Annotated in this window: 10 protein-coding genes; 6 read left to right on the forward strand and 4 right to left on the reverse strand. The window is 64.5% G+C overall.

Annotated features, from left to right (window positions below; all coding sequences use genetic code 11):
- Positions 1-114 precede the first annotated feature (114 nt).
- The 3 genes from QOL62_RS13395 to QOL62_RS13405 are packed head-to-tail and all read left to right on the forward strand — an operon-like array spanning position 115 to position 4,333.
- A complete protein-coding gene (locus tag QOL62_RS13395) occupies positions 115-1,797 on the forward strand; it encodes an ATP-binding cassette domain-containing protein (protein ID WP_283406642.1) in 1,683 nt (560 codons plus the stop codon).
- The gene (locus QOL62_RS13400; protein ID WP_283406643.1) at positions 1,794-2,858 is read left to right on the forward strand and encodes an efflux RND transporter periplasmic adaptor subunit; all 1,065 of its coding nucleotides are present in this window, start codon (positions 1,794-1,796) and stop codon (positions 2,856-2,858) included. The genes QOL62_RS13395 and QOL62_RS13400 overlap by 4 nt, the downstream gene beginning before the upstream one ends.
- Positions 2,859-2,860: 2 nt before the next feature.
- On the forward strand, positions 2,861-4,333 hold the full coding sequence (locus QOL62_RS13405) for a TolC family protein (RefSeq protein ID WP_283406666.1): 1,473 nt from the start codon (positions 2,861-2,863) through the stop codon (positions 4,331-4,333).
- Positions 4,334-4,363: 30 nt separating this feature from the next.
- Here the strand turns inward: QOL62_RS13405 and QOL62_RS13410 are convergent, their stop codons facing one another.
- From QOL62_RS13410 to QOL62_RS13425, 4 genes are all read right to left on the reverse strand, one after another.
- Complete coding sequence (locus QOL62_RS13410; protein ID WP_283406644.1) at positions 4,364-6,550, reverse strand: TonB-dependent receptor; 2,187 nt, start codon at positions 6,548-6,550, stop codon at positions 4,364-4,366.
- Positions 6,547-7,737: a PepSY-associated TM helix domain-containing protein gene (locus QOL62_RS13415; RefSeq protein WP_283406645.1), complete on the reverse strand. Its 1,191-nt coding sequence runs from the start codon at positions 7,735-7,737 to the stop codon at positions 6,547-6,549. Before QOL62_RS13415 ends, QOL62_RS13410 begins: the two co-directional genes overlap by 4 nt.
- Before the next feature lie 119 nt (positions 7,738-7,856).
- Positions 7,857-8,261, reverse strand: a complete 405-nt coding sequence (locus QOL62_RS13420; RefSeq protein ID WP_103728825.1) for a hypothetical protein — start codon at positions 8,259-8,261, stop codon at positions 7,857-7,859.
- Between the two features lie 130 nt (positions 8,262-8,391).
- Positions 8,392-10,701: a TonB-dependent receptor gene (locus QOL62_RS13425; protein WP_283406646.1), complete on the reverse strand. Its 2,310-nt coding sequence runs from the start codon at positions 10,699-10,701 to the stop codon at positions 8,392-8,394.
- Positions 10,702-11,002: 301 nt separating this feature from the next.
- Between QOL62_RS13425 and QOL62_RS13430 the strand changes: the two genes are divergently transcribed.
- The 3 genes from QOL62_RS13430 (at position 11,003) to QOL62_RS13440 (ending at position 14,885) form a co-directional block, all read left to right on the forward strand.
- Entirely contained in the window at positions 11,003-11,833 is an 831-nt protein-coding gene (locus QOL62_RS13430; protein ID WP_283406647.1) for an alpha/beta fold hydrolase, read from the forward strand.
- A 302-nt stretch (positions 11,834-12,135) separates the two neighbouring features.
- Positions 12,136-14,412 (forward strand): FdhF/YdeP family oxidoreductase, encoded by a 2,277-nt coding sequence (locus tag QOL62_RS13435; RefSeq protein WP_283406648.1) that lies wholly within the window; start codon positions 12,136-12,138, stop codon positions 14,410-14,412.
- An 8-nt stretch (positions 14,413-14,420) separates the two neighbouring features.
- Positions 14,421-14,885, forward strand: a complete 465-nt coding sequence (locus QOL62_RS13440; RefSeq protein WP_283406649.1) for a hypothetical protein — start codon at positions 14,421-14,423, stop codon at positions 14,883-14,885.
- Positions 14,886-14,900 lie beyond the last annotated feature (15 nt).

Raw genomic sequence — 14,900 nt, forward strand, 5'->3', positions numbered from 1 at the left:
CTCTGCGGGAAGCCATTGCGGCTTTGTGAGTTTATGTTGCACCGCAGCATCGGCTCTTGTCTTGCCGATGCGCCTGCATATACGAGCGCCAAAGGCATCTCCAAGAGGTTCGATTTGGCTGGTGAGTATCTGGGTCTGCGGAGCGCTGCCGCATGGCTCTCGGAAGTCGTTGGGCCCGACAAAGGCTATGTGAACGTCGGCATCGTCTACACATTGGCGATCACCCTTCTGTCACTCGCGATGCCGATTTCAGTGCAGCTGCTGATCAATTCGGTAGCGCGTACCGGGCTGGCGGCGCCGCTGTGGATCTTGTCGGGCGTGTTACTGGTGCTGCTCCTGCTGGTCGCCGGATTGAGCGCACTTCGCATCTATCTGCTGGCGATGTTCGAGCGCCGCATCTTCGCCCGCGTCGTGGCCGAAGTCACGGTGCGGGCCGTCCATGCGCAAAACCCGTTCTTCGCCGACGACAGCCGCGGCAGCCTGTTCAATCGCTATTTCGACATGGTGGTCGTCCAGAAGGCCGTGCCCAGCCTGGTGATCGGCGCCTTCACGATCATCCTTCAGGGAGCCGTGGGCCTCGTCCTCACCAGTTTTTATCATCCCTTCTTCCTGGCCTTCAACATTATCCTCGTGGCGGTGTGCCTGCTGATCTGGCTGGTCTGGCGCCATGGGGCGATCACCGGCGCTGTCGGCGTCTCCCATGCCAAGCATGAAGCGGCCCATTGGCTCGAAAGTGTCGGCGCCTCCAACGGGTTCTACAAGTCAGCGCGTCACCTCGACTTCGCCATGGACCGGTCCGAAGCGGTCACGGCCAATTACATCCAGGCGCACCGCCGCTACTTTCGCTACAGCTTCGCGCAGGCGCTTGGCTATTTCCTGGTCTATGCGCTGGCTGCGGCGGCGCTGCTGGCGCTGGGCGGAAACCTCATCCTGGCCGGGCAGCTTTCCATCGGTCAGCTGGTGGCGGCGGAGCTGATCCTGTCCGGCGTCTTCTACGGCATCTATCAACTCGGATGGTATCTCGACACCTTCTACGACCTGGTGGCGAGTTCGGAGGAGCTGTCGCAGATCTTCGCGATACCGCAGGAACCGGCGGGGCTGAGCGGGCAGGCGCCGCCTGACGGCTCGGTGCACTTCCGCGAGGTCGCGCTGAACCGCTCCTGCTTCGACTTCGCGATCGGCAGTGGCGAGCAGGCCATCGTGGTGGCCGAGCCCGGTGTCGAGAGCCAGATCGCGTTGCTGCTGAAACGCCATGCCACTCCCGATCGCGGGTTGCTGTCGATCGGAGGCAGCGAACTGGGCAGCTTCGACATGTATCTGCTGCGATCGGCGGTAGTCGTGCTCAATCGCCCGACGATCGTGGATGTTACGATCCGCGAATATCTCAATCTGGCGACAGGCAGCGTCTCTGACGGGGCCAGGATCATGCAGACGCTCGACATGGTTGGCCTTGCCGCGCGCATATCCAGCCTGCCCAATGGTCTGGACACGCGGCTCGCCAGTTCGGGCTCGCCCCTCTCCATCGTCGAAGTAATGCAGCTGAAGCTTGCCATGGCGCTACTGAGTGGTCCCAAGGTGCTGCTCCTGTCCCAGCTTTACGACATGATGCCTGCCGAGGCTCTGCGCACGACGCTTCATAGGCTGCGGGAGCATGGGACGACGGTGCTCCTCTTCACCGGCCGTCCCGAAGCGCTGGACCTTGATGGCTACTACTGGCTTGGTGCGCGCGCGCAGCACCGCTTTGCCGATCAGGCCGCCCTCGCCCGGTTCGTGGCCACGCGGGAGGCGCGGCCATGACGATCGAGGCGGCCCAGCTGAGGCATTTCCGATCCCTCGCCAGCCTCAGACCGCCTCGCGCGGCCGTTGTCGTCGCCTGGCTTATCCTGCTCGGCATTCTGCTGATGGTCGCCATCCTCTTCGTGCCCTGGCGGCAGACGGCGCAGGGACGCGGCCAGGTCATCGCGCTTGACCCGGACGAGCGGCCGCAGCAGGTGTCCTCTCTGGTCGAAGGCCGCGTGGACCGCTTCTTCGTTCGCGATGGTCAGCTGGTGAAGGCCGGCCAGCCGATCGTCCGCGTGGTCGACGTGGATCCCGACTTTCTGGAGCGGTTGGCGGCCGAAAAAGCCCAGATCGAGGCACAGATCAGCGCGATCGAGCAGTCTCGCTCAGTTGCCGCGATCGACGTCGGACGCACCCGTCAGCTCTACGCCGAAGGTCTCGCCGCGCGGCGGGACTACGAACAGACTCAGATCAAGGTGGCCGACGCGAACGCCAAGCTTGCCGAGGCGCGTGCGAAGCTGAAGCAGATCGAAGTGCAGCAGCGGCGCCAGTCGGCGCAGGTCGTCACCGCGCCCCGGGACGGGCGCATACAATCGCTGAATGCGGGTGCGGGTGGTGCGTTGATTTCCGCCGGCACGGTCCTGGCGATGATCGCGCCGGAGCAGATCGAGCGTGCGGTCGAACTCTACGTCAATGGCCGCGACATCCCGCTGGTTGACCACGGCCGTCCTGTGCGGCTGGAGTTCGAGGGCTTCCCCGCCTTTCAGTTCAGCGGCTGGCCGGCCTTCGCAGCAGGGATCTATGACGGGCAGGTCCGCTCCGTCGACCCGACCCCGCGCGCAGATGGCCTGTTTCGCGTGCTTGTTGAGCCCCGCCCCGGCAAGCCCGCCTGGCCCGAACGCCGCTTCGTCCGCCAGGGCAGCAAGGTGCTCGGCTGGATTCAGGGTAACAACGTGACGGTGGGCTATGAACTGTGGCGCCAGCTCAACGATTTCCCGCTCAACTTCGGTCAGGATCAGGTGGCGCAGAAAGAAGACGCCGAGGCCGGGAAAAGCTCGATCGAGAAGAAAAAGAAGTGACCATGCGCATCATGATCGGTGCGGTAGCGCTGCTCTGGTCCGCGACGGCAGCCGCCGCTCAGGCGCAGGCAGGGGTGCAGAACAGCGGCGGCGAAGCGGCGGCGACCACCCCGGCCCGCAGCGGCCCACTGACGCTGGATGAAGTGCTGCGATCGTCCGCCCGCTCCGCGCCCGACATCATCGCCGCCCTTGCCCGCAACCGCCAGGCCGAGGCGCGGGCGCTGACGGCGCAGGGGGCGTTCGACACGGTGTTCGCGGTCGAGGGGCGCAGCCGGGTCGAAGGCTACTATGACGGCACCGAAGTCGCCGAAAAGGCCGAACAGCCGTTTCCGGACAATGGCGGCTACATCTACGGCCAGTACCGCGTTTCGCGCGGGGACTTCCCGGTCTATGAGGACAAGGCTTATACGAACCGTTTGGGTGAGGTGAAGGTCGGCGCGCTCTATGCTCTCCTGCGCGATCGTCTGATCGACGCGCGGCGATCCGAATTCCGGCTTGCTGCCAACGACATTGACATCGCCCGGTTCGAGACCAAGGCGACCAGCATAGGCGTGCAGGCCCGGGCGATCGACGCCTACCAGAAGTGGGTGGCAGCCGGACTGAAGCTCAAGGCGTATCAGGCGCTGCTGGCGCTGGCGCAGGATCGCACGCATGGCATCGAGCGCCAGGTCGCGCTGGGGGCGAGGCCCGACATTCTGTTGACGGAGAACGAGGCCAATCTGGTCAGGCGACAGGCCTTCGTCGTGGAGGCGCAGCAGGCTCTCCGCGTGGCCGCGATCAAGCTCTCGCTCTATTATCGCGACGAACAGGGCCTGCCGGTCATCGTCGAGGACACGCGCCTGCCTGAGGAGACGAGCGCCCTTGGCGGGCTGAGGATCGATCCCGCCTTCAACCTGGAAGGCCGCCCGGACTTCGCCATCCTTCTGGAGGAGATCGACAAGGCGACGGTCAGGCTGGCACTCGCGCGTAACGACATGAAGCCACGGTTGGACGTGCGTGGCGAAGTCGCCAAGGACGTGGGGCCCGAAGGGCTCGGCGGGTACAGCCGCACACCGCTGGAGATGATCGTGGGCGTCACCTTCAAGATCCCGCTGCAGAACCGCAAGGCGGAGGGCAAGCTGGCCGAGACGCAGGCGAAGATCGACGAGCTGAGCATCAAGCAGCAACTGCTCGCCGAGAAGATCCGGGCTGAAGTCGCCGCCATTGGCATCGAGGTGGAAACGGCCCGGCAGCTGGTGGAGACGACTGAGCGCGAAACCGCACTGGCCGAGCGGCTCGGGAACGCGGAACGCCGCCGCTTCGATCTCGGATCGAGCGACTTCTTCCTGGTCAACCAGCGTGAGGAGAGTGCGACCAGCGCGCAGGTGAAGCTGATCGAGGCTCTCGCCCGCATCGCTGCCGCCCGCGCCGAGATGGCGGCAGCAACCGCTGATGAGGATGCGCTGGGCCTGGTTGTACGGCCGGCAGACGAATAGCTCTGCAGACCGTTGCACCGACCCGGCTCATCAGAAGTGCGTCGCCAGCGACACCTCCACGCTGCGGGGCGCGCCGACGTAGATGTCGTTGGAGCCATACCCGGAATACTCGCCGTAGAACGCGTCCGTGAGATTGCGCCCACGCAGCGCCAGAATAACCTGATCGTCGATCTTCCAGGACACTGCCGCGTCGAAGGTGGTTCGGCCCTTGACCAGAATGGTGTTCGCGGTGTCGGTGTAGAAGCCCGAGACATGACGAACGAATCCGCTCAGCGTCACGGGCACGCCGGGCAGCGTGTAAGCCACGTTGGCCGCCGCAGTCGTCGAAGGGACGTTGACCGGCCGGTTGCCGGACCGGTCGATACCGCCCGCCTCGATCAGCTCGTCGTACCGAGCGTCGGCATAGCTGACGCTGCCGCCGAGCGAGAGTGTGTCGGAAATGGCGGCGTCCAGACTCAGCTCCACGCCTTGTGAAGACTGCCTTCCGCCCTGCACGGTAAGGGTGGGATCATTCGGATCGCGGGTAATGATGTCATCCTGAACGATCCTGTAGGCAGCGCCGGTCGCCGTCAGGCGCTTGTCGAAGGCCAGGAGCTTGAAACCCGCCTCATAGGAAAAGCCCTTGGTCAGCTTGAACCGGGTGTTGGCCAGCGGCATCAGCAGGATCGAGGACACCGGGCTGACGGCGGTCGTGTACTGCCCGTAGAGCGTGAGGCCCGGCATCACCGCATAACTGCTGCCCACGCGCCAGGAAATCGGGTCGTACCGGGGATTGGCGCGGGTGACGGGGTTGGGCGTGATGAGATAATCCGTCGAGGCGCGGTCGAGATCCATGTGATCGTACCGGATGCCGCCGACCAGAAGCAACTTCCCCGTCAGGTTCAGGGCGTTCTCGCCAAAGATCGAAGCGGTCCTCAGACGTGAATCGAAGTTGACGTTCGATGCGCGATACTGCGTCCCGTCCATCGGGAACGTCCCGACGGCCGGATCGAAAGGATCGACCTGCGGAACCAGTGTGCCGGTGCTCGTCTCCCGCAGGCTGGAGAGGTCGGTGTGATTGTACTCGGCGCCGATCGTGAAGCGATTGCGCAGCCCGGCGATCCTGCCTTCGTTGGCCAGGGCCATGCGCACGTTCCAGAACGCGTGGTCATGATAGAAGCGGGTGAGAACGCGCTGGATGCTGCCGTTCGGAAAGCCGAGGCTTGGCGCGATGAAGGTGCGCGTGCCGTTGTTCACGAAGGCACGGTCCGCAGTGTACCAGAGCAGATCGGTACCCAGCGACCAGCCGGCGCCAAGCTTCAGGTCGATGCGGGAGCGTAAGGTCGTGTCGTCCGCGCCGGAGTAGCCGCCATGGGGTGTGTAGTTGCGGCGGCGCGTGACCTTGTCGATCACCATGCCGTTGGCCGTGGACACCGCCCTCGCCGGATCGCGGGCAAAGGCCAGTGGAATGAGCACCGCTCCCTGATACGCGCTGTCCGAAAGGTCGCTGTAATGATCGACCGCCAGCAGAACGGAGAGGTCGGCCGTAGGCTGGAACAGCAGGCTGGCGGTCAAGCCGCTCGATCGCGTCTCGTTGTTGTCGACGTCATAGAGGCTGTCGGAATGGAGGTAGCTGGCGTCTGCGCGCAGGGCGAGCGTGTCCGACAGCTGGTAGTTGACGCCGCCCCCCGCCGAGAGCGTGTCGAAGCTGCCGTAGCTCAGAAGCGCATCCAGGTGATTGCCGTCAAAGGCTGGCTTACGCGTCACCTTGTTGATGACGCCGCCGAGCGCCCCTTCGCCGAACAGCACCGACGCCGGTCCCTTGATGACTTCGATCCGGTCGAAATGCCAGGTGTTGGTGTCGCGCTGGACCACGGTGGAGGAGGAGATGCGCACGCCATCCTGCAGGATCGAGACGACATTGCCTGCAAAGCCGCGCATGCTGACGACGGCAGGGTTGCCGGGCACGTTGCCGGCTATGACGCCGGGGACGTCGGCGAAGGCCTCGCGTGCGGTCCTTAGTCCACGGAACTCCAGATCGGCCCGGGTCAGGGTCTCGATGCTGGCCGGAGTTTCCATCACGGTGAGATCGAGCCGGCTGCCGGCGTCGCTGCGCTGTTCCAGCTTCACCTGGTCGCGATGGCCGGTCACCGTGATCGTGGGGTTGCGGGGCGCCTCGTCGGCAAACGCAGGCGTAGCCGCCAACCCGGCAAGGAGGGCGAGGAGTGATGCTTTCAAGATCTGCTCCGTGTTGCAAGTGATGTGGCGCGCGCCCGCGTGCGGCGGCCCCAGTGAAGGATGCCGGTGACGAAAAGTACCGTGGGAACGAGACCGACGATCAGGGCCAGGATGCGGGTGGAAAGACCACCGATCGTGCCGTCGTGCAGCACCCGTATCCACGCGATGATGGTGGTGGATGCGTTGCCGCGCCGCACGTCGTGCACGGCAAGGACTGCTCCTGAATGCTGGTCGATGAAAACGTAGCTGCCGGGGAAGCGGCGGTGCGGATCACCCGGGACCTGGAGGCGGACCCGGAACGGTTCGGATCCCGGTTCCGGTACGTCCACGAAGGAAAGACGACCATCCGGCAGTGCGTGGTGGGCTGCCGAAAGAGCCCGTGCGATGGAAATCTGTTCGCCCGACGCCCTCGCTGAGACCGGGCGCGGCATCGCGTCGGGCCTGGCCACGGCAGCGGCAAGCAGGGAGGTTCGGACCTCGGGCAGCGCAAGGAGCGCTCCGGTGCCGGACAGGATGAGGAGCAGGATGAAGCTCCAGAGACCACTCAGCTTGTGAAGGTCCCTTAACCGGCGCAACGGTGCGGCACCGCGCCTGAAGGCCAGCGCCTTGCCCCAGCTTGCGCGCGGCCACCACACGGCAAGGCCCGTCATCAGCAGGACGAGCACGGCATAGCCGGACCAGCCCACGACCTGACGCCCGGGATCGCCCGCAAGCAGGTCCATGTGGAGCTGGTACAGCCAGCTCATGAGGTATCCGCCCCAGGGCTCGGCGCGCAGGACGCGGGAGCCGTCGGCGGAAAACCACACCATCTCGCGATCGGCATGGTGGTGGTCGCCGTGATCGGAGGCGGGATAGAACCGGGCGGGAATGGCGCCGGCTTCTTCGGTCGCTTCGAAGGACCATCTGCCGCGTTGATCCTTCCAGTGCGCCCGGCCCGTTGCAAGGGCGCGGTCCCACGCGGCGGAATTCCAATCGAGAGCGCGTGCGGCGGAGACCTGCTCGATCTTCGGGTGCAGAGCCTTGTCGATCTCGACATAGAAGACCAGTGCCGACCCGGTCAGCCCCAGCACGGCGAAGATCAGCCCGAGGCTGAGGCCAAGCCACAGATGGACCTTACGAAGGAAAACGCGCGGCCGGGCCATCATCGTGCGCGATCCGGCGGGACGGGAGAAATCGACAGCGCGCACTGCGAACCGGCGCGCTCACGGGAGCGCAAGGCAAGAACCAACATGAAATACGGCTCCGGCAGGGGCCGGGACAGCGCGTGGCAGCGCTTCCGGCCGTTTCCGACAAACGATTCAGCGTGTCAGATCAGTACCGGAGGGCCGCGCAAGGGCGGGCGCAGATTGGAGATGTGCTCCGCGAGCGCGAAACGGATGGGCGCGAAGCCCAGGGCCATGATAAACGCCATGGCGAGCGCCAGCAGAACCGGGTGCGCCCCACCCAGAGAGACCATCGAGAGCGCGCCGTAAGGGCATTCACCCTTCGCAGGCTTGCCCGGCACCTCGTTCTGGGACGCCTTCATGGGCACCGCGATCTTGAGATCGGGTCCCTCCCCGCTTGCATCATGGCAGATCTGGACGGTGATGGTGCGCGTGTCCTGCGCCACCATGTATCCGCTTGGCACGATGATCTTCAGGCACAGCGCGATCGCGATGAGCGCGAAAGCCAGCGCGTTGTGCTGCCTGAAGAAAGTGCGGAGCGTCTCCATCGACCCGGGACAGTAGCGCCGAGCAGGCGACCTGTCACCTGGGCAAGTTGCCTCAAGACAGCCCGGCGCCATGCAGGCGGGTCGGTGACCGGACCGGCGGGCATCGTGCCTGCCGGTCCGGTCCTCACTCTCAGTACTTGGCCGAGATGGAGCCACCGATGACGCGGGGTTCGTTGAACACCGCGGCCATGTAGTTCTCGATCACGCCCTTGAGGTTCTTCTCGTTCGTGATGTTGCGTGCGAAGGCCGCCATCTCGTAGCGGCCGCCGGGAGCGGTGTAGCCGATGCGCAGGCCGCCTTCGAAGTCGCCGTCGGAGTGGAACTCCCTGGTCTTGTAGAGCACGAAGTTCGTGTGGCCCTGCAGCATCCAGTCCGTCGCCGCGAAGAGCGTGCCGCCGTTGCCCAGCGGTACGTCGTAGCGCGCGGTGAGGTTGGCGGTGTACTTCGGTGCGTTGGGCAGCGGGTTGCCGTCGATCTGGGCGAAGACGCCGCGGGCGTTGGTGATCGTCGGGTCCTCCACGGTGCAGACGACGGTGCCGTTGAGAGCGCAGACCTGCGCGTAGACATCGGGATCCTTGATCTCGGTGTGCAGCAGGCTGAGGCCCGCCGTCAGCGTGAGGTTGGGGATCGGACGCGCCTCCAGCTCGGCTTCCAGACCGTAGGCCTCGGCCTTGTCGGCGTTGAACAGCACACCGTTGCCGTCGCTGTCGTTGCCGTTGAGCTGGATGTCCTTCACCCGGTAGGCGAAGCCCGACAGGTTGAAGCGCACCTTGTTGTCGAACAGCGTCGTCTTTATGCCCGCTTCGCCTGACAGGATCGTCTCGGAATCGGCCGTCGTGAAGTCCGAGTTGAACACCGCCGAGCGGCCCTGGATCGTTGGTCCACGGAACCCTTCGGCAACGCGCGCGTAGACGCTGACCTCGGGGCTGGCTTCATACATCACGCTCACGTCCCAGCTGGGCTTCTCATCCGAGAGGCGGACGTAGCGGCGACCGGTGTAAGTGACGGTGCCGTCCGCGCGGTCGGCGGTCTTGAGCAGGCGGGTCTTCTTGGTGTCGTTGGTGTAGCGGCCACCGGCGGTCACGGTCAGGCCCGGTGCCAGCTCGTAGCTCGCCTGACCAAACAGCGCCCAGCTGGTGTTCTCGTTGCGCAGGCGCACCCAGTTGTTGGGATTGCGGGCGGCGCCTTCGAGGAAGTAGGCGCGTTGGTAGAAGTCGGTGATGTTGCGCTCTTCGAACCACATCGCGCCGACCTGCCACTTGAAGCGGGTGTCACCGTTGCTCGCCAGGCGCAGTTCCTGCGTGAGCTGATCGAGGTCGCGCACGTTGCCCTGCGACTGGCCGAAGCCGTTGGCTACACCGTTTACCGGGTAGTCCGCACCCGCGCCACCGTCGGTGTCGCCACGGCTGTAGCCCTTGGTGGTTTCCCAGCCTGTGATCGAAGTCAGCGTGACCGGGCCGAAGTCCAGTGCGATGCGGTTCGATGCGCCGTAAGTGTCGTAGGCCTGCGGGTTGTTGTGTGCCTCGTCGAGGGCGATCTTGTCGCGCGGTTCGGCTTCGACCGAGTTCGAGCCTTTCTTGAGCGCGTTGCGGTGGAAGATCGTCGAAGTGCCCTCGTAACTGCGCCCGTGGAAGCTGGTCAGCATCGAGAAATTGCTGCCCACCGGCTCCAGCAGCAGCTGGATGCGCCCGTCGCGCTCCTCGAAGCCTCCCATGGCGTTCTTCTTGGGCGAGACGGTGCCGTCGGCGCTGGGGCCATCATAGAGGTTGTCCACCCAATCGTCTCGCCGCTGATAGAGCCCGGAGACGCGCACCGCGAGGGTGTCCTGAATCAGCGGCCCGCCGACGCCCGCGTCCACGTTGACCGAGTTGTACTCGCCGTAGCTGGCGTTGACGCGGCCCGTCCAGCGATCGGTCGACGGCCGGATGGTGTCGACCTTGATGATGCCTGCCGTGGTGTTGCGGCCGAACAGCGAACCCTGCGGCCCGCGCAGCACTTCCACCTGGTCCATGTCGTAGACCGGATTTGACTTCAGCACGACGTGTTCGAGCACGATATCATCGTGGATGATCGAGACCGGCTGCGAGGCGCCAAGGTAGAAGTCGATGTTGCCGAGGCCGCGGATGTAGAAGCGCGGGAAGATGCGGCCGGTGGTGGTCTCGGCGTAAAGGCCCGGGACGCGGCCCGAGAGCGACAGGATGTCGTCGCCGCCGGCCTGCAGGCCGCGCAGCTGGTCACCACTGACGACTCCGACGGAGACAGGAACGTTCTGCAGGTTCTCGGTCCGGCGCTCTGCGGTCACCACGATATCGCCGAGGCCCTCGCCCGAAGCCGGATCGGCCGCAGCGAGGTCCTGCGCGAATACGTGCGCCGGAATCAGCAGCGCAGCGACCGCGCAGGTCAGACGAAAGCCGGATTTCACGGCATTCTTGTTTGCCATTTTACTTGGTTTTCCCTCACGTTGGTGTTCTGGCGGGAGGGCGGTTACTTGCCCTTGATGACACCGGGATGACCGCTGAGCCGCAGGCCCGCGTCCATTCCGCGCCGGGAAAATTCGGGTGGAGGCGAAGGATGGCCCCTCGTGTGCAGAAGCGCACATTTAGCGGTTCTCGGCTGGCCGGGAGGATGGTAGAAAGCGCCGCTCCGTCGCAGGGTGGAAAAGCGCGGGCGCAGCTCTCGTCGGGGCCGCCGGAAACACTCCTCATCTTCTCCCAGCAACTGGACGACAGGGGACTGACAGCATGACCTACATCGAGACAAGCGACGGCACGCGAATCTTCTACAAGGACTGGGGGCCAAGGAACGCGACCCCGATCGTGTTCCATCACGGCTGGCCGCTCAGTGCCGATGACTGGGACAACCAGATGATGTTCTTCCTGCTGAAGGGCTACCGCGTCATCGCGCACGACCGCCGCGGTCACGGCCGCTCCACGCAGACCTTCCTCGGCAACGAGATGGACACCTACGCCGCCGACGTGGCGGCGCTTACCGATGCGCTCGATCTGAAGGACGCGATCCACATCGGCCATTCGACAGGAGGCGGCGAAGTCGCGCGCTATGTGGCCCGCGCGAAGCCCGGCCGCGTCTCCCGGGCGGTGCTGATCGGTGCCGTGCCGCCGGTCATGGTGAAATCGGAGAAGAACCCGGGCGGGCTTCCGCTGGAGGTGTTTGACGGCTTCCGCGACGCGCTGGTCGCCAACCGTGCCCAGTTCTTCCTGGATGTGCCTTCAGGCCCGTTCTACGGCTATAACCGGCCGGGCGCCAAGGTGGACCAGGGTGTCATCCAGAACTGGTGGCGACAGGGAATGATGGGCGGCGCAAAGGCCCATTACGACTGCATCAAGGCCTTCAGCGAAACCGACTTCAGCGACGACCTGAAGCGGATGGAGGTGCCGACGCTGGTCATGCACGGCGACGACGACCAGATCGTACCTTATGCGGACTCGGCGCCACTTTCGGCCAAGCTTCTCCCGAACGCCATCCTGAAGACCTACCAGGGGCTGCCGCACGGCTTGTGCACCACCCATCCCGACGTCGTGAACACCGATCTGCTCGCCTTCATCAGGAGTTGACCAGCCGAGGCCGCGCACTGCTTCGCCCACGGGCGCAGTGCGCGGCTGCGCGGGTTTTACAATCAACCCGTGTCAACGGATGCGCGGTAGTCCTCGTCCGCGGCCTTCCCCGTCAGGGAACCGGGGAGCCATCGACCAGCTCCTGGAACTGCAGGAACATCGATCCGGACGGCGCTTTATTACAGTTCGGCCGTGTTCCGGGCACGTATCAGCCGTACTGCAGCTCCTGAATTTTCAGGGCTGGATGTAAGGCAACATCTTGCCCGAATAGCGGTCTATGATCCCACTGGAGGCGCATCGGGATGGCTGAGGAAGAGGATACGGTCCACTACGAAGGGGCCGAAGGTGGTTGGGGCTCCGTTCGCGGCATGGCGGAAATCGCCTGGCGAGAAAAGCCGAGCCCGGCTGTCCTGAATACCCTTCGCCGCCAGAACAAGGTGAAGGGATTCATGTGCGTGTCCTGCGCATGGACCAAGCCTGCCCAGCCTCATCCCCTTGAGTTTTGCGAGAACGGCGCAAAGGCGACCTTGTGGGAACTGACTTCTCGGCGCTGTACGCCTGAAGTTCTCGCGGCGCACACGGTCAGCGAGCTCAAGACCTGGAAGGATCATGATCTCGAGCAACTCGGCCGCATCACTCACCCGATGCGTTACGATCGCGCCTCCGACAAGTATGTGGCCTGCGACTGGGAAGAAGCCTTCGCCGCCATCGGCCGGGAACTGAAGGCGATCGATCCCGGCGCAACAGTCTTCTATTCCTCGGGCCGCGCGAGCCTTGAGACGAGCTACCTCTATGCCCTGTTCGCCCGGCTCTACGGGCACAACAATCTGCCCGACAGTTCGAACATGTGCCACGAGACCACGTCGGTCGCCTTGAAGAAGCTGATCGGCTCGCCCGTGGGAACCTGCGTTCTTTCGGACTTCCACTCATGCGACGCGATCTTCTTCTTCGGCCAGAACACGGGCTCGAACAGCCCTCGCCTCCTCCATCCGCTACAGGAGGCGGTGAAGCGCGGCTGCAAGATAGTCACTTTCAACCCCATTCGCGAAAAAGGGCTGGAGGTGTTCAAAAATCCGCAGAGCCCCGTGGAGATGCTGACTCCCAAGGAGACACAGATCTCGACGCTCTACCTCCAGGTGAAAGCGGGCGGCGACATCGCCGCGATCACCGGCCTGATCAAACATGTCCTGGCCGCAGAGGAGAAAAAGTGGGCCGAGGAAAAGCTCCACGTCCTCGACGTTGACTTCATAGAGCAGCACACCAGCGGCTTCGAGGCGATGAAGGCCCATGCCGAGGCGACAAGCTGGGAGGAGATCGAACGTGAAAGCGGTCTTACCCGCGCCGATCTCGAAGAGGCCGCGCAGATCTACGTAGAGGCCAAGCGCTCGATCGCGATGTACGGCATGGGCCTGACCCAGCACGTCCACGGATTCGAAAACCTGGCAGCGCTCACCAACCTATGGCTTCTTAAGGGCAACGTCGGCCGGGAGGGCACCGGCATCTCGCCGGTGCGCGGCCACTCCAACGTGCAGGGTCAGCGCACGGTAGGCATCGCGGAGAAGCCGGAACTCGTGCCGCTGGACAAGATCGCCGAGCAGTACGGTTTCGAGCCGCCGCGCGAGGAAGGATTGAACACCGTCAAGGCCTGCGAGAAGATCGTGTCCGGCGAAGTGAAGGCCTTCATCGGGCTGGGCGGCAACTTCGTCCGCGCCATACCCGAGCGCGAGAAGATGGAAGCCGCCTGGCAGAAGATGCGCCTGACGGTTCAGATTGCGACGAAGTTAAACCGCAGCCACCTCATCAACGGCGAAGTGGCCTATCTGCTGCCCTGTCTCGGCCGCTCCGAAGAGGATGTGCAGAAAAGCGGCGCGCAGGCCGTGACGATGGAGGATTCGCTCTCCTGCATCCATGGCTCGCTTGGCAAGAACAAGCCCGCCTCCAAGCATCTGAAAAGCGAGGTGGCGATCGTTGCTGGCATCGCCAAGGCCACGCTGCCGCCGAACCCGAAGGTGCGTTGGGACGAGTGGACCGCCGACTATGCGAAAATCCGGGATCTCATCGAGGAGACCTACCCGGAGCAGTTCCATGATTTCAATGCGCGGGTCTTCACCCCGGGCGGCTTCTATCGCGGCAACTCGGCGCGCGAGCGCGTCTGGAAGACCGAAAGCGGCAAGGCGGAATTTACCGTCCCCAAAACAATGACGTCCGTGGGTTTCGCGGCCGCCGAGGGACGCTACCGGCTCGTGACCCTGCGCTCAAACGATCAGTTCAACACCACGATCTACGGCTATTCGGACAGGCTGCGCGGGATCGAAGGAACGCGCGACGTCGTGCTCATGAACCCCGAGGACATCGCCGCCGCCGGTCTGGAAAACGGACAGGTCGTGGCGCTTGTCAGCGATGCACAGGACGGCGTGCATCGGAAGGTCGACGGGCTTACCGTCACGCCTTTCCTGCTGCCACGCGGATGTATCGGTGCCTACTATCCCGAGATGAACCCCCTCATTCCGCTGTGGTATCATGACGAGCAGTCCAAGACGCCTGCGGCCAAGGCGGTGCCGGTTCGCATCGAGACCTGATCGTCCGCATGAGGGGCGCAACGATACTGATACTGGCGCTGGCCAGCCTCCCCGCGCTCGCCGCCTGCAGCAGGGAGGCGCGGAACCTTGGACCGAGCCTGCCGCAAACGGCACCGACAGGAAACGCGGACCCCCGCATAGCGGCCTATCAGGCCAACCTCTATCAGGTTGCCCAGGGCGGTCGCTACTTCTCCTGGTACGGCTGCTCCGGCTGTCACGACGACGGTGCTCCGGGCGCAGCGAACCTGCCCGATGGCCAGTGGCGCCACGGCGGCGGCTTCGCGGAAGTCTATCAGGCAATCGCCCGCCATCGCCCCGGGCACGATTATGAAAGAACGATTCCGATCGAACAGCTCTGGCAGCTCACCGCCTATGTCCGCGGCCTTCCCCGGCATTTCCCGGAAAAGCGGCGACGCACGTCGCTTGATCAGAAAGGCGAGCCGCAGGGCTCGCGCTGGTCAGGGCCGTTATGAGGGCTGCGGCGGTTT

Origin of the sequence: Novosphingobium panipatense, assembly GCF_900182875.1 — a bacterium.
Classification (GTDB): Bacteria; Pseudomonadota; Alphaproteobacteria; order Sphingomonadales; family Sphingomonadaceae; genus Novosphingobium; species Novosphingobium panipatense.